Origin of the sequence: Pseudogemmobacter sonorensis, from assembly GCF_042762395.1 — a bacterium.
GTDB classification, from domain to species: Bacteria; Pseudomonadota; Alphaproteobacteria; order Rhodobacterales; family Rhodobacteraceae; genus Pseudogemmobacter; species Pseudogemmobacter sonorensis.
In genome coordinates this window covers 45116-60373 of record NZ_JBEFZE010000016.1, presented here as the reverse complement: position 1 = coordinate 60373, position 15258 = coordinate 45116, and the positions used below count along the sequence as shown (strand labels likewise).

Genomic DNA, 15258 nt, shown 5'->3' with positions numbered 1-15258 from the left:
CGTCCCGCCGTCAACGCCCCGCCTTCAACGCCCCACCGTCAAGGTCCTGTCCGGGGACGCCCCGTCCGGCGATGGGGGGCCGCTGTCACGCGGAAAATGCGGGTCCGGCGCATCAGGCAAGTCGGCCCGCCGGGCCACTGCCTTCCCCGGGGTATGCGGCGCATGCGGATCTACCGCGCCCGAGGAATCTACCACGGGGGGGGCGTCCATCGGGCATGGCAGGCGCCCGACGCGCGGCCCCGCCCCGGCGATCCCGTCCTGTCGCGGACAAGACCGCCGGGGCCCGAGGGTTACGATACCGCGCCGACGCGCTCCACCTCTACGGTGACATGCGAGAGTTCGTGGATCCCGGCCAGCCGCGCCTTGTAGTCGCCCGGCGCAGCCGGGTCGCTCGACACCACCGAGATGATGGCGGCATGGTGGCCCGGGCCGACCTGCCAGACATGCAGGTCCGAGATGCGGTCGGTCGCGGTCTCGATGGCCGAGCGGATCTCATCCGGCAGGTCCCCGCCCTCGGGCAGCCGGTCCAGCAGCACGGCGCCGGAATCGCGGATCAGCCCCCAGGACCAGCGCGCGATCACCAGCGCACCGACCAAACCCATCAGCGGATCGGCCCAGAGCCAGCCATAGCTGCGCCCGGCCAGCAGCGCGACGATGGCAAGGATCGAGGTCAGCGCATCGGCCAGCACATGCAGATAGGCGGCGCGCAGGTTGTTGTCCCGGGGGTGCCCGTGCCCGTGGTCGTGATCATGGTCATGCCCGTGCGCATGCCCATGCCCGTGGTGATGGTGGGCGTGATCGTCGCGCAGCAGCCAGGCGCAGGCCAGATTGACCGCCAGCCCGAGCGCCGCGACCGCGATGGCCTGGCCGAAGCTGATCTCGACCGGATCGGCCAGCCGCAGAAGGCTTTCCCAGCCGATCAGCAGCGCCACCAGCGCCAGCACGATGGCGCTGGCGAAACCGCCCAGATCGCCAAGCTTGCCGGTCCCGAAGGTGAAGCGGCTGTCCCGGGCATGGCGGCGGGCGTAAAGATAGGCCAGCGCCGTGATCAGCATCGCCCCGGCATGGGTCGACATGTGCCAGCCATCGGCCACCAGCGCCATCGAGCCGTAGATCGTGCCGGCCACGATCTCGATCCCCATCATCGCGGCGGTCAGCGCGATGACCAGCCAGACCCGCCTTTCGTTGCGACGATGGTCGCGGCCAAGAAAATCATGCGCATGGACATGGGTCGAGATGTCGATCGGGGACATGTCGGATCGCTCCTGCCGGGGGGACCGGGCTATTTCATATAGGTTCGGATGACGTCGATCAGTTCTTCGCCGCCCTGTCGGCGCTCGGCCTCCGAGACCGCGTGCAGCACATGTTCGCGCAGGTGATCCTCCATCACCTCGGCGGTCAGCCCGCTCATCGCGCCGCGCGCCGAGGCAAGCTGGCGCAGGATCTCGCCGCAGGGCTTGTCGGCCAGAAGCGCGCGCTCGATCCCCTCGACCTGCCCCCTGAGGCGACGGATCCGGGCGATCAGCTTTTCCTTGTTGTGAAGGGTGTGGGACATGGCGGGCGGCTTCCTGGCGGCTTATGGCATAGTGGAGTATAGTATATGCGTGCGGATCGGTAAAGCCATGGCGGACGCGCGGGGGCGGGATCCGGCCTGCGGCCTGACACGCGTTTTCGGCCCGCAGCGCGGCGGAAGCTTTCCCCCGATCCGTGCGGGCGGGCCGGAAGCGCCGATCTCCCGGTGTTTTCGAAGCGATCCCGCGCTTTTCGCCGCGAAGCGAGGCCCGCGCCTTCCCCGCCCGACCCACCCGCTTCGCAGCCCTCTGCGCTCCGGCCAGACCCAACCGCCCTCGGGAGCGAGGCCCGCAGCTCCGGCCTCACGCACGGCCCGCACTCGCCCCCCCCGCCCCGCTTGAGCGCGGAGGCCGCATCCGCTACATCCTTGGCCCGGGCCGGGCGTCACGCGCGCTGCCCTGCGCCCCCGGTCGTCCCCGGAGCCGTCCCCGCCGCACCCGGCAATCCCCGGGATCGCGGCGTGCGACCGGCCCGCCGCCGGGTCCAAGACAGGAGAGCCCGTGCCCGATCCGACCCCTTCCGCCCGCCCGGCCCCGGCCACCGAGCCCTCCGCCGCCGGGCCCTCCCCCGCCGACCTGCCCTCCGGCGCCGAGCCGCAACCGGCGCCCCGGCCCGGCCGGGACGATCCCGCCGCCCCCAAGGGGCTGTTCACCCGGTTCTGGCGCGATTTCCAGCGCCGCAAGGCCGGGCTTCTGGCGCTCGCGCTGCTGATGTCGGTGATCGAGGGCTCCACCCTGGGCCTTCTGTCCTGGATGCTGGAGCCGCTTTTCGACGACGTGTTCTCGGCGCGCTCGGGCGCGGCGCTGCTCTGGGTCGGGCTGGGGATCCTGGGGCTGTTCTCCCTGCGCGCCACGACGGCGGTGCTCGGCCGCTCGCTGATCGCGCGCGTCAGCCAGGAGACCGCCGCCGACATGCAGAAGGCCATGCTGGGCCATCTGCTGACGCTGGACGGCGACTTCTACCAGAAGAACCCGCCCGGCACGCTGATCGAGCGGGTCCAGGGCGACACGATCGCGGCCCAGGGCGCGACGCAGCTTGTGATCGTCGGCTTCGGGCGCGACCTGGTGGCGCTGGCGGGGCTGTTCGCGGTGGCGCTGATGATCGACTGGCGCTGGACCCTGGCCGCGCTGGTGGGCGTGCCGCTGCTCTTGCTGCCCGCCATCGGGCTGCAACGCTATATCCGGCGCAAGACCATGCAGGTGCGCGAGCAATCCGGCCTGCGCGCGACGCGCCTGGACGAGGTGTTCCACGGCATCGCCCAGATCAAGCTCAACCGGATGGAGGCCTATCAGCAGTCGCGTTTCGCGGCCATCCTCGACCGGATCGTGCGCTCCGAGGTGAAATCCGCGCTCGGCCGCGCCACCATGCCCGCGCTGGTCGATGTGGTGACGGGCCTTGGCTTCTTCGCCGTCCTGATGCTGGGCGGGCGCGAGGTGGTGGCGGGCACCCGCACCACGGGCGAGTTCATGGCCTTCTTCACCGCCATGGCGCTGACCTTCCAGCCGATCCGGCGGCTGTCGGACCTGGCCGGGCATCGCCAGATCGCGCTGGCCTCGCTGGTGCGGATCTATGCGCTGCTGGACCTGCGCCCCACCGCCCGCCGCCCCGCCCGCAGCCTGGCCGCCCCCCACGCCCTGCCCCCCGCGATCCGCTTCGAGGGGGTGCATTTCGGCTACGGCCCCGACGAGGTGCTGCGCGGGCTGAGCTTCGAGGCCCGCGCGGGCCGGGTCACCGCGCTGGTCGGCGCCTCGGGCGCGGGGAAATCCACCGTCTTCCACCTGCTCGCCGGGCTGGCCGAGCCGGGCGCGGGCCGGATCCTGATCGGGGGGGCCGAGACCGCCGCCATGACGCTGGAGGACCAGCGCCGCCTTTTCGCCGTGGTGGCGCAGGAGGCCGCGCTGTTCGACGAGACATTGCGCGAGAACCTGCTGCTGGGCCGCGACGCCATCCCCGAGGCCCGGCTCTCGGCCGCGCTGGAGGCGGCCAATGTGGCCGAATTCCTCGCCCGCCTGCCCGAGGGGCTGGACTCGGGCGCCGGGCCGCGCGGCTCGTCGCTGTCGGGCGGCCAGCGCCAGCGCATCGCCATCGCCCGGGCGCTTCTGGCCGATGCGCCGGTGCTCTTGCTCGACGAGGCAACCTCGGCGCTCGACGCCGCCTCCGAGCGCGCGGTGACCGAGGCGCTGGCCCGCGCCCAGGCCGGGCGCACGACGCTGGTGATCGCCCACAGGCTTGCCACCGTGCGCGAGGCCGACCATATCCTGGTCATGGACCGCGGACAGGTGGTCGAAGAGGGGCGCCACGCCGATCTGATGGCGCACAACGGGCTTTACGCCCGGCTTTACGACCTGCAATTCGCCGCCACGTCCGCCCTGCCGGGGCAAGAGCCGGGGGCGGCGCAAGACAAGGCGCAAGCCGGGGGGACGAAGGCATGACACAGCACGACATCGCGGCCGAGATCGCGCCGGATCGCGTGGTCTGGCGGCTTTCCGGGCCGGACAGCCACAGCTTCCTGCAAGGGCTGGTGAGCAACGACGTGCTGGGGCTGAAGGCCGCGCCCGGCATGGTCTGGGCCGCGCTCCTGTCGCCGCAGGGCAAGTATCTGGCCGATTTCTTCGTGATCCGACGCCCCGGCGATCCGCCGGACGTGCTGCTGGTGGACATTCCCGCTGATCTGGCCCCCGCGACGCTGCGGCGGCTGACGATCTACCGGCTGCGCGCCGCGGTCGAGATCGCCGAAACCGGGTTTCGCGTGCTTCGCGGCCTGGGCGCCCCGCCGCCCGGCGCCCTTGCCGATCCGCGCCACCCCGCGCTCGGCTGGCGGTTCTGGACCGACCAGCCCCCCCCCGCCGCCGAGCCGATCGACTGGGACGCGCTGCGGGTCGAGCATATGGTGCCCGAATACCCCGGCGAATTGCGCGTCGACGACAGCTATATCCTGGAGGCCGGGTTCGAGCGCCTGCACGGCGTCGATTTCCGCAAGGGCTGTTATGTCGGGCAGGAGGTCACCGCGCGGATGAAGCACAAGACCGAACTGCGCAAGGGCCTCGTCCGGCTGCGGATCGAGGGCGCCGCCGCCCCCGGAACGCCGATCACCCTGCCCGACGGGCGCGAGGCCGGGATCCTCGGCACCCGCTCGGGCGGGCGGGCGCTGGCGCATCTGCGCTTCGACCGGCTGGCCGGGCCGCTGGCGGCCGATACAGCGCGTCTTCGTGCCGAATAGGCGCCGTTCGCAAACCGCCCGCGATTTGGGCGCGCGCCAAGGCCGCGTTCGGTGTGAAGGTCAAGGGGGGCCGGATGCAAGCCCCGGCGGCAACGGCGACAAAAAACGGCAACATTTCGGCCGAAGCTTGAAATCCTTTCAATGCCCCCCATATTTCGTCGGCGTTTTCAGCAAGTACCGACTAAATCCTGTAGGAAGCCGCGCCAGTCATGATCTATACGCATGGCAGGCATTCCAAACAGAAGGGCCCGAATCGTGACCAAATCGTTACAAGCACAGGGCGCGACACAAGATCAAAAAACGACCAAGGATAACCAGTGATGCTCGATAATATCGACAGCACGGCGTTCAACTTCGAACAGGGCCAGCGGGCCCGCAAGCTTTTTGCGGCCGTCGTTCTGGCGGCTCTGGACGATGCGATCGCCGATGACAAGAAGTTCGGGAACGGGCCGGAGCAGATCGCTCGCTGGGCCCGGTCGCGCGATGGCCGCGAGGTGCTGTCCTGCGCGGGGATCGACCCGAACGAGCGTGTCGTGAAAGGGCTGATGGAATTCGTCGGCAAGGGTGTGCGGACTTCGGTCGCGCTGTCGCGCGAGGAATCCGAGCGCCGCGCCGCGCTGGAAGCCGACCAGGCCGAAGCCGCCTGAGCCCGCCGCCCCGGGGGCTTGGCCCCAGCCGCCTGCGCCGCCAGACCGAGACAGCTTTCCCGCGACGCCGGGCCCGCTAGTCGGGCCATGGACGGGACCGGGCATCGGCCAAGCCGGATGAAACGAAAAGCGCGGACCTAAGGGGGGCCGCGCTTTTCGTTTTCCTGTCCGGCTGCCGGAGAAGTGTTACCTGTGCCAAGGGCCGCATTTCGGGCCCATATTCTGGGCCTGCCTTGCCAAGCAGGCCGCGCCAGATCCAGCGAAATTCGGCATGGAACCTGCGCGTGCAGCGTCACTTTCGACATTCTGCAGCGGTTAGACGTGACCCGGATCGGGCGTCACGCCGCTCCCGCTTCAACGCTTCCCCAGCCGCCTGTCCGCCTTGGGCTTTTGCGATGGCTTTCCGGGGGACCATCGCCCCGGCGCGTCCCGGCGCTTCGGCATCTTCACGGGGGAATGGGCGGGAGTCTGACGGCGCGCCGCCAAGCGAGGCCCCCCGGATCGAAGCCCGGTCAGCCGCTGCCCGCGCCCCCCCCCCCCGGCTAATCCGATCCGCCGATGATGCGGGCTGTTACCCGCGCCGTGGCCGCTGCCCGCCCCCCCCGACTAATCCAGATCACGGGTGGTCAGGGCGCGGTTCACCTCGACCCGGACCAGCTTGCGCACATTGCGGGTGATCCGCTCTCCCAGCGTGCCCGCAAGCTCTTCGCGGATGATCTCGCGCACGATCTCGCGCAGGAGCTTTTCGTCGAACAGGGTCTCGTCCGCCTCGAACAAGCCCGAGGCACGCAGCCCGGCCTCGACGCCGCCCTCGGTCGGGGTTCCCGGATGGGTTTCGACGACACCGGCCGCGCCGGGCCGCCGCGCCTCCCGCGCGGGCCTTGCGGCGGCGGGGGAAGGCGTGAAGGGCGGCGGCACCAGCGGCGCCGAAGACAGCGGCCCAAGCGGCGGCACGGCGAAAGCCGCGGGCTCCTCATCGGCCCAGTCCCCGGCGTGGTCGTCCCCGGCTGAATCGTCCCCGGCCCAGTCGAGCCCCCGGCCCGTGCGCGCCGACCAATGTCCCGCGGCCCCGGACGCATCCACCGCCGGGGCGTCATGCGGGGCGAGGGCCGGATCGGGCAGAAGGGCACCGGCGGGCGGCGCCTCCTCGATAATCTCTTCTCCGGGGATCTCTTCTTCGGGCGGGAAAACCTCTTCGGCATAGGCCCAGATCAGATCGGCCTCGGCTTCGGGATCGGCCGCGCGATCCGAGGCGATGCCGCCCACAATGGCGCGCAGCGGCGCCTGCGGCAGGACCTCGGGCGGGTCGGAAGGCGGGGCGGCGGCGATCTCGACGGCGTCGAATCCGGCGGGTTCGATCCCTGCCCCTGCCCCTGCCGCATCCGCGCCTTCGGCAAGCGCCTCGGAGCTTTCGGCCCCGCCGGCGGCCATGTCGGCCTCGGGTATCTCGCCAATGCCGAGGGGCCCATCCGCACCGCAAATCGGTTCGGCGGCGGGAATCTGCGCGGCCACTGCGAGGAATTGCGCTTCCGCCGCCGCGTCTTCGTCTTCCGGCACCTGGGTTGCGGGGGGCTCGACCTGTGCAAGCGCGGCCTCCCCCCCGGCAGGACCCGCTTCGCCCCCGGACCCGGGTTCCGCCGTGTCAAAGCCAGGCGCAGCCGCAGAGGGTTCGTCCCCCGCCGCACCAGCACCCGTTGCGGCAGGGTCCTGCGCAACTGGCTCCACCACGCGCAACGCGGGCGTCAGCAGCAGCTTGCCGCCAGACGGACCACCAAGTGCCCCACCCCCGGCGGAATCCGCCGCATCCGCCGACCGCCCGCCCCCCGGGCGCAGCTCCTCGGACACCAGGCGGCGGATGGAGGACAGGACATCCTCGATTTCATGCGAGCTGAGCGGTTCCGACATCGTGCCTGTCCGAAGGAATTATTGGGGATTATTGATGTTTTGCCGACACCTTAGCCGCAACCGTCCCTGCAGACAAGAAAATGGCGCGCCACCGTTACCGATTGGTTAACAGTGCCGCGCCATTCGCAGATGCGCCCTTCGGGCCGACGTCGCGCGCCCCCGGACCGGGGACGCGACGGATCACTTGCCGTATTTCTCCAGGATACCGTCGAGCTTCTTGCCGCGCGAGGTGGTCGCGGGGGCGTTCTTCACCGCGTTGAAATAGGCTTCGGGATCATAGGTCGGGATGCCCAGCTTCAGGTGATCCGCCGTCAGCAGCCCCATCGCCCCCAGGATCCGGTAGACCGCGACATAGCGGTTGGCCTCGGCCTCAAGCCGCGCGGCGCGGGCGTCGAGCAGGTCCTGCTCGGCGTCCAGCACGTCGAGCGTGGTGCGCGCGCCCAGATTGGCCTCTTCGCGCACGCCCTCGAAAGCGGCCTGCGCGGCGACGATCTGGCGGTCGGAGGCCTCGATCGAGGCGACATAGATCGCCAGCGTGGCCCAGAGCGTGCCGATGTTCTGGTCGACCTCGACCGCGGTCTGGCGCAGCGCGGCCAGCGCGCGCTCTTTGCCGGTGATGCTCTGGCGATACAGCGCCGAAAGCCGCCCGCCCGCATAGAGGGTCTGGTTCATCGAAAGCCCGAGGGTCGAGCGCACGGTATCGTTGGTGTCGGCCGCGCTGATCGAGGCGCCAAGGCCGATCGAGGGCTTCATCGCCGCATCCGCCAGCGCGACCTGCTTTTCGGCGATGGCCACCGAATGCTGGGCCTGCTTGATCGACGGATGGGTGGCCAGCGCGACGGCCCGCGCCTCGTCCAGCGTGCGGCCAAGGCGCGGGCTGGCGGGCAGCGCGGCCAGGTTGCCGGGGTAGTTGCCGGTGGCGGCCTTGTAGGCCTCACGCGCGACGCGCAGGTTGCCCTCGGCGGCGGCAAGCTGGGCCTGGGCGCCCGCAAGGCTGGCCTCGGCGATCGAGACGTCGGTGCGGGTGATCTCGCCCACCTCGAACCGGTCCTGCGCGGCGCGCAATTCCTGCGTGATCAGGCGGACGTTGTTTTGCCGCAGCGCCACGATCTCTTGTGTCAGCCGCACGTCGACATAGGCCTGCACGGCGGCCAGCAGCACCTGCTGCTCGACCAGGATCAGCGCCTGGCGCGTGGCCAGGACCGATTCCTTGGCGATGTCGATCGAGAACTGGCGCCGACCGAAGTCGAAAAGCACCAGATCCGCCGAAAGCGTGACCGAGGCGCTGAGGTCCTCGGTATTGACCCGCACCCCCGAGACCCGGCTGTCGGTCCAGGTCGCGCCCAGATTGGCGACATAGCCGATCACCGGCCGCAGGGCCGAGACGGCAACGGCGAAATCCTCGTCCGCAGCACGCAGCACCGCCTGGTTCTGCTCAAGCAGGTTCGAGTTGCGATAGGCCGCGATCAGCGCATCGGCCAGGGTTTCGGCCCGCGCGGGCAGCGCCGCCGCCGCCACGGCGACACCCAGGGCCATCGCCCGAAACAGTTTCAGCATCTGCCATCCCATCCGTCTGGCGGGGCACGCATGTCCCCGCTGGTCCATCTCATCAAGGCCCCGCCCGCGCGGAAAGGCCCAGTCCCGGGCGCAGGACCCGTCGCTTTCAGAGCGCGAAGCTCCGGCTTTCCTCGAACCCCGGCAGCACCGGCGCCGCCGCGTTGAAGGCATAGCGCCAGTTCACCCGGCCATCGACCCGGTGGCCGATCCGCGCGGTTCCAAGCGCACCCTCCATGAAGACCGCGCCGATCCGCCCGCCCTCGGCCAGTTGCGCCTCGATGGCGGCGGGCAGGGCCGCCTCGACGCCGCCATCGACGAGTATCACGTCATAGGGCCCGGTTTCCGGCGCCCCCGCCGTCAGCGGCGCCGCGACGACGCTGACGCCGGCCACGCCCTGTTCAGACAGGATCCGCCCGGCGTCGGCGGCAAGGTCCGCATCCTCTTCGACCGCGACCACCGTCCCGACCATCCGCGCCAGCACCGCCGCCGAATAGCCAAGCCCGGCGCCCAGGACCAGCACCCGGTCCGAGGGCAGGATATCCAGCGCGTCCAGCAGCTTGGCCAGGGTCCGCGGCTCGACCAGAACGCGGCCGGGCGCCAGTTCGACATGGGTGCCGACATAGGCGGCCTCGCGTCGGTCGGGCGGCACATAAACCTCGCGCGGGGTTTCGAGCATGGCCTCGATGATCGGGAACTTGGTCACGTCCGAGGGCCGGACCTGGGTATCGACCATGAACATGCGGCGGGTGGCGAAATCGCTCATTCTGAACCTTGTGGTTTAGATTCTGGCATTTGAAGCTATCGCACAGCCCGAAGGGTCAGACAACAGGCTTGCACCATGTCTTTTTGCCCGAGCCGGGCCGGTTTGGCCAGTGAAGATCGGCCTGTTGCATATTCGCCTCAAGCCCATGGGCGGGAATACGGGCAGAGCGGCGGGCGGGCACCGCGCGGGCGGGCGGAATGGACGGGACCCATGCCGATGCCACAAGCGCAGGAATGGCCCCCGCGCGCACGGGGGGCGCGGGAACCCTACCTATGTTGACCCTAAAACTAAAACATGGCCCCCGCGCGCACGGGGGGCGCGGTAGACCAGACTCGTCCGACGTCGAGGGACTCCAATGGCCCCCGCGCGCACGGGGGGCGCGGGCACGGATTGAGAATGTCCGCGCGCCCTATGGCGAGCGCCCCCCGCACGCGGGGAGCGCGCGATCGTGGTTTATCGTAACCCGTCGCCGCTTCCGAGCGCCCCCCGCACGCGGGGAGCGCGCGGGGGGGCGCTGCGGGCATGGGCATGGGCATGAAGAGAGGCGCGCGGCATGAGATATCGGCACATAGCGGGCAATTCTGGGGGGGGGGGAAATTGACGCCAGGGCAGCAAGAATGGTCCGATGGGGCCGGATCCCCCCTTCGCCGGTCCGGCGATCCGCCTTTCGATCGCGCTGTCTTGGCGGCAGGTTTCCGATATAGAAAGGAAAGCCGATATAGAACGGAAAGGACGAACCGGATATTCCCACCCGCTGCTCCAGCCCGTCCGGGGCGCGAGGGCAGCCGCCTCCTTCCGCGCGACCTCGGGGCATGGCAGAGGTGCCGCCGCCCCGCCCCTCGCCGCCCCGCCGGATGCCGACCACGCCAGCCCTTTGACCACGCGACCCCAGCCTCAGGACAGACGATGCCCGATCTGCAGCCCTTTCCCGAAAGCCTCCTGCTGGATTGGAGCGAGAGCCTTCTCGGCCTGACCGGGGTGCTCGGGGCGCGCGGCGCGCGGCTTTTGCGCCATCTGTCGCCGCCCGCCGTGCTGGCGCAGGCGGGGGAATGGCCGCCGGAATCCCTCGGCACGGGGGCGGAGAGCGGGACGCCAGAGAGCAGGACACCGGGGGATGGGGGGGCCGAGAACGGGGTGCCGGCGAGCGGGCAACCGCAGGAGGGGCAACCGCAGGATGGACAACCCTGCGGCGAGCAACCGCAGGAAGGCAAACCGCAGGACGGAGCCCCTGAGGGCTGCAAGCCCCCAGCCGCCCCCCCCGGCGACGCCGCGCTGATCCTGCCCATCCCGATGCCCTTCCCCGCGCCCGGCGACGACGCCCCCTTCGGCGCGCTGGAGCTGCGGCCGCCCGCCGGCCGCCGCTTCACCGAAAGCGAATGCCGGCTGGCCCGAAGCCTTGCCGCCGCCATCGGCGACCAGATCGCCCTCCACGCCACCCGGACCCGGCTCGCCCAGTCCGAGCGGCGCTTTCGCCTGCTGGTCGAAAACGGGCTGGACGATTTCTTCCTCCACGACGACCGCGGCCGCTTCCTCGATGTCAACGACCAGGCCTGCCGCAACCTCGGCTACAGCCGGGCGGAGCTCCTGACCATGTCGGCCACGGACATCTCCACCGACCTGAACCAGAGCGCGAAGGAGGAACTCTACCGCGCCACGCCCCCCGGCGCCTCGGCCCGGGTGCGGGCGCATCACCGGCGCAGGGACGGCTCGGTCTTCCCGGTCGAGGTGCGGATCTCCTGCCAGATGATCGACGGCGAGAAGACCTTCCTCGGCCTCGTGCGCGACATCAGCGATGAGGAAAACGCCCGCCGCGCGCTGGAGCGGATGAACGCCGACCTGGAGCACCGGGTCCGCGAACGCACCCGCGCGCTGGACGAAAGCGCCAAGCTGTTGCAGCAGATCATGGATTCGGCCTCGGACGCGATCACGCTGCGCGACCGGGACGGGCGCTATCTTCTGGTCAACCGCGCCGCCGGAGCGCTGCTGCCCGGCGCAGCCGAGGGCACGGCGCCGCCGCCGGACGCGGCCGCCGCGAAGGTGCTGGAAACCGGCCTGCCGCTTTCGGTCGAAGAGCGCGTCGTCACCCCCCGGGGCGAAAGGGTGCTCTCGACCACCCATACCCCCCGCCTCGACGACAGCGGCGCGGTCACCGGCCTCGTCAGCCTGTCGCGCGACATCACCGCGCGCCAGGCGGCCGAGGCCGAACTGCGGATGGAGCGCGAGCGGATGACCCTCGCGGCCGAGGTCGGCGGGCTGGGCGTGATGGATTTCCGCCCCGAAAGCGGCGCGCTGGTCTGTTCCGACGAATGGCGGCGCATCTTCGACGTCGAGGCCGAGGGGCTGGAGATCGAGCGGCTTTTCGACCGCATCGCGCCCGAGGACCTGCCCCGGGTGCGGGCCGAATTCGACGCGGTGCTGGCGCTTGGCGGGCGCAGGCAGGCGCAATTCCGCATCCGCACCCGCGCCGGCGCGCCGCGCTGGCTGTCGGCGGCGGCGATGCAGGAACCCCTGCCCGGCCTGACCGAGCCCCGGGTGATCTGCGTCGTCTTCGACATGACCGCCCATCACCTGGCCCAGGCCCGGCTGCGCGAAAGCCACGATTCGCTGCAACGCGCCGAGCGGCTGGCACGGATCGGCTCATGGGTGCTGGATCCGGTCTCGGGCCGCTTCGCCTCATCGGACATGATGCGCGAGATGAACGGCACGGCCCCGGGACACGAGATCGCGCTGGACGACCTGCGCCGCCTGATGCCGGGGGCGGATTTCGACCGGCTCGACGCCGCGCTCGGCGCCTGCCTGCGGACCGGCGCGGCCTTTGCGGTCGACATCAGCCATCTGAGCCCCGCAGGCGGCAGTTTCGCCGCCGAGGTGCGCGGCCAGCCGATCCGCGACGCCCTGGGCCGGATCACCCATGTCTCGGGCACGGTGCAGGACGTGAGCGAGCGCGAGGCCGCCCGCGCCCAGATGGCCGCCATCGCCGACAGCCTGCCCAATGGCGCGATCTACCGGCTGGACCATCTTTCGCAGGGGCTGGGGCTGAAGGGCAACGGCGCCACCCAGGGCGAGATCCGCCTTTCCTACATCAGCGCCGGGATCGAGCGGCTGATCGGCACCAGGGCCGAGGATCTGATGGCCGATCCCTCGCTTCTGGTGGCGGCGATCCACCCCGAGGACCGCGCCCGCTATCTGGAAACCTCGCGCCTGGCCAGCCGGGCCCAGTCGGTCTTCGAATGCGATTTCCGCATCACCCGCCCCGACGGCGCGCTGCGCTGGCTGCAGATCCGCGCGGCGCCGCGCGCGACCGATGCGGGCCGGGTCTGGGACGGCATCGTCCTTGACGTGACCGACGCCTACGAGGCGGCCGAGGCCCTGCGCCGCGCCCGCGACAGCGCCGAGGCCGCCGAACGCGCCAAGGCCGATTTCCTGGCCACCATGAGCCATGAGATCCGCACACCGATGAACGCGGTCATCGGCATGACCCGGCTCGCGCTCGGCGCCGCGACCGAGCCCCGCGTCGCGGCCTATCTGCAGAAGATCGACGCCTCGGCCCGCACGCTGCTGGCCATCGTCAACGACATTCTGGATTTCTCGCGCATCGAGGCGGGCGGGCTGGTGCTGGAAGAGACCGATTTCGCGCTGGCCGAGGTGTTCGAGACGCTCTCGAACGCGACGGCGCTGCGGGCGGCGGAAAAGGGGCTGGATCTGGCCTTCGACATCGCCCCCGACGTGGCCCCCGTGCTGCGCGGCGATCCGCTGCGGCTGGGGCAGGTGCTGGTCAACCTGGTCGGCAATGCGGTGAAATTCACCGAGACCGGCGGGGTGCGGGTGACGGTGGCGGTGGACGGGGACGGGCTGTTGCGCTTCGAGGTGCGCGACAGCGGCATCGGCATCGCGCCCGACCGGATCGCGGCGCTGTTCAAGCCCTTCTCGCAGGCCGACAGCCAGGTCGCGCGCCGTTTCGGCGGCACCGGGCTGGGACTGTCGATCTCCAAGCGCCTCGTCGAGTTGATGGGGGGGCGGATCGAGGTGGAAAGCGCGCCGGGTCGGGGCGCGACCTTCCGGTTCACCGCGCGGCTGGCCGCCTCGGCGGCGGAACTGCCCGCCGGGCCCACCGCCGGGCCCACCGCGCCGCCCGCGATCCTGCGCGGCAGGTCGGTGCTGGTGGTGGACGACAATGCGATCAACCTTCAGGTCGCGCAGGAGTTTCTGGCGCTGGCCGGGATGCGCGTCGCGCTGGCCGCCTCGGGCACCGAGGCGCTGGAGGCGCTGCGGGGGGCCGCGTTCGACGCCGTGCTGATGGACATGCAGATGCCCGGGATGGACGGGGCCGAAACCACCCGCCGCATCCGCGCGGGCGAGGCGGGCCGGGCGGCGGCCCGGCGCCCGGTGATCGCGCTGACCGCCCAGGCCCGGCCCGAGGAACGCGCGGCGATCCTTGCCGCCGGGATGGACGCCCATCTCGCGAAACCGCTGGACGAGGGCGAATTGTTCGCCATCCTTGCCGGGATGCTGCAAGAGGCCCCTTCTGCCGGGGCCCCTGCGGGCGGGCCGACCCCGAACGGGCCAATTCCGGGCAGGTCGGTTCCCGGCGGATCGGTTCCGGGCGGATCGGTTCCGGGCGGGCCAATTCCGGGCGGATCGGTTCCAGAAGGGCCGGTTCCGCCGGGGGAACCAGCCCCGAACGGCGCGGCTTTGAACGCGCCGGTCCCAGAAGCCCCCCGCCCGCAAGCGCCGGACTCGCGCGGATCCTTGCCGAACGGATCCTTGCCGCATGCCCCCCTGCCCAATGGACGGTTGCCGAACGGATCCTCTCCAAACCAGTCGGCGAAAGACGGGCTGGCACAGGACAGGCTGGCACAGGATGGGGTGGCGCAGGACGGGATGGTTCCGGGCGGGCCCGCTCCGCACGAGACGGCAGCGGGCGCCCCTGCCCCCGGCGGCGCGACGGCGGCGGCGCTGGACCTCGACCGGGCGCTGGCGCGGCTGCGCGGCGACCGGGGGCGGCTGGCGCGGATGCTGGCGCTGTTCCTGCGCGATTTCGGCGAGGCCCCGGCGCAGGCCCGCGCCGCCATCGCCTCGGACGACCGCGCGGCGCTTGGCGCGCTGGCGCACCGGCTGCGCGGCGTCGCGGGCTATTTCGGCGCCGACCGGCTGACGGCGGATGCGGGGGCGCTGGAAGAGGCGCTCCACGATCCCGCCAAAGGCGATCCCGAACGGCTGGTCGCGCCGCTTCTCGACAGCCTGACGGCGGCCCTGGCGGCGGCGAGCGAGGCCGCCGCAACCGCCTTCCCCGCCGATCCCCCCTCCACCTGAGGTCCTGTGCCCAAGCGCCGGACCTAGGCGCCGGACCTGGGCGCCGGATCTGGGCGCAGGATCTAACAGGCGGCTGAAAAAGTATTCTGGAGCAGCTTCGAGGCGGAAGTTTTCCCTGCATTGTCAAAGATCACTGCGAAAGCCGCAGATTTTGGCCCTCTATCGGACCAATTTACTGATTTTCCGCGAAAGCCGATGCCGCCGCCACGCCTTTTTCAGCGGCCCGCCAAACGCCGGGGCCGGGTCTGGCCGGTGGGCCCGAGGGCTGGGCCCAAGTGTCG

At 71.0% G+C, this 15258-nt stretch carries 9 protein-coding genes; 4 read left to right on the top strand and 5 right to left on the bottom strand.

The genetic code is table 11. From position 1 onward, the window contains the following. Positions 1 to 290: 290 nt before the first annotated feature. Positions 291 to 1253, bottom strand: coding sequence for a CDF family Co(II)/Ni(II) efflux transporter DmeF (gene dmeF, locus ABNX41_RS12795; protein ID WP_438670113.1), 963 nt, complete (start codon positions 1251 to 1253; stop codon positions 291 to 293). Between the two features lie 29 nt (positions 1254 to 1282). After that, complete coding sequence (locus ABNX41_RS12790) at positions 1283 to 1555, bottom strand: metal/formaldehyde-sensitive transcriptional repressor (protein WP_438670112.1); 273 nt, start codon at positions 1553 to 1555, stop codon at positions 1283 to 1285. Between the two features lie 661 nt (positions 1556 to 2216). On the opposite strand from ABNX41_RS12790, the gene ABNX41_RS12785 reads away from it, so the two are divergent. The 3 genes from ABNX41_RS12785 (at position 2217) to ABNX41_RS12775 (ending at position 5439) form a co-directional block, all read left to right on the top strand. Continuing rightward, positions 2217 to 4004, top strand: a complete 1788-nt coding sequence (locus tag ABNX41_RS12785; protein WP_438670135.1) for an ABC transporter ATP-binding protein — start codon at positions 2217 to 2219, stop codon at positions 4002 to 4004. Between the two features lie 11 nt (positions 4005 to 4015). Further along, a complete protein-coding gene (gene ygfZ, locus ABNX41_RS12780) occupies positions 4016 to 4792 on the top strand; it encodes a CAF17-like 4Fe-4S cluster assembly/insertion protein YgfZ (protein ID WP_438670134.1) in 777 nt (258 codons plus the stop codon). A gap of 320 nt (positions 4793 to 5112) precedes the next feature. Then, a complete protein-coding gene (locus tag ABNX41_RS12775) occupies positions 5113 to 5439 on the top strand; it encodes a DUF6280 family protein (RefSeq protein WP_438670111.1) in 327 nt (108 codons plus the stop codon). Between the two features lie 606 nt (positions 5440 to 6045). Here ABNX41_RS12775 and ABNX41_RS12770 read toward each other — a convergent pair. The 3 genes from ABNX41_RS12770 to ABNX41_RS12760 all read right to left on the bottom strand — a co-directional run bounded on the left by ABNX41_RS12770 (position 6046) and on the right by ABNX41_RS12760 (position 9664). After that, positions 6046 to 7344 carry a hypothetical protein gene (locus ABNX41_RS12770; RefSeq protein ID WP_438670110.1) on the bottom strand — a complete coding sequence of 433 codons (1299 nt, stop codon included), beginning with the start codon at positions 7342 to 7344 and terminating at the stop codon, positions 6046 to 6048. A 180-nt stretch (positions 7345 to 7524) separates the two neighbouring features. Further along, positions 7525 to 8901: a TolC family outer membrane protein gene (locus ABNX41_RS12765; protein ID WP_438670109.1), complete on the bottom strand. Its 1377-nt coding sequence runs from the start codon at positions 8899 to 8901 to the stop codon at positions 7525 to 7527. A 106-nt stretch (positions 8902 to 9007) separates the two neighbouring features. Beyond that, complete coding sequence (locus ABNX41_RS12760; protein ID WP_438670108.1) at positions 9008 to 9664, bottom strand: protein-L-isoaspartate O-methyltransferase family protein; 657 nt, start codon at positions 9662 to 9664, stop codon at positions 9008 to 9010. A 906-nt stretch (positions 9665 to 10570) separates the two neighbouring features. Here ABNX41_RS12760 and ABNX41_RS12755 point away from each other — a divergent pair. After that, positions 10571 to 14977, top strand: coding sequence for a PAS domain S-box protein (locus ABNX41_RS12755; RefSeq protein ID WP_438670107.1), 4407 nt, complete (start codon positions 10571 to 10573; stop codon positions 14975 to 14977). The last annotated feature ends 281 nt before the right edge of the window (positions 14978 to 15258 follow it).

Bases quoted from the DNA above. Each gene is read 5' to 3' on its own strand.
- dmeF (WP_438670113.1), bottom strand. From the start codon at position 1,253: ATGTCCCCGATCGACATCTCGACCCATGTCCATGCGCATGATTTTCTT.
- ABNX41_RS12790 (WP_438670112.1), bottom strand. From the start codon at position 1,555: ATGTCCCACACCCTTCACAACAAGGAAAAGCTGATCGCCCGGATCCGT.
- ABNX41_RS12775 (WP_438670111.1), top strand. From the start codon at position 5,113: ATGCTCGATAATATCGACAGCACGGCGTTCAACTTCGAACAGGGCCAG.
- ABNX41_RS12770 (WP_438670110.1), bottom strand. From the start codon at position 7,344: ATGTCGGAACCGCTCAGCTCGCATGAAATCGAGGATGTCCTGTCCTCC.
- ABNX41_RS12765 (WP_438670109.1), bottom strand. From the start codon at position 8,901: ATGCTGAAACTGTTTCGGGCGATGGCCCTGGGTGTCGCCGTGGCGGCG.
- ABNX41_RS12760 (WP_438670108.1), bottom strand. From the start codon at position 9,664: ATGAGCGATTTCGCCACCCGCCGCATGTTCATGGTCGATACCCAGGTC.
- ABNX41_RS12755 (WP_438670107.1), top strand. From the start codon at position 10,571: ATGCCCGATCTGCAGCCCTTTCCCGAAAGCCTCCTGCTGGATTGGAGC.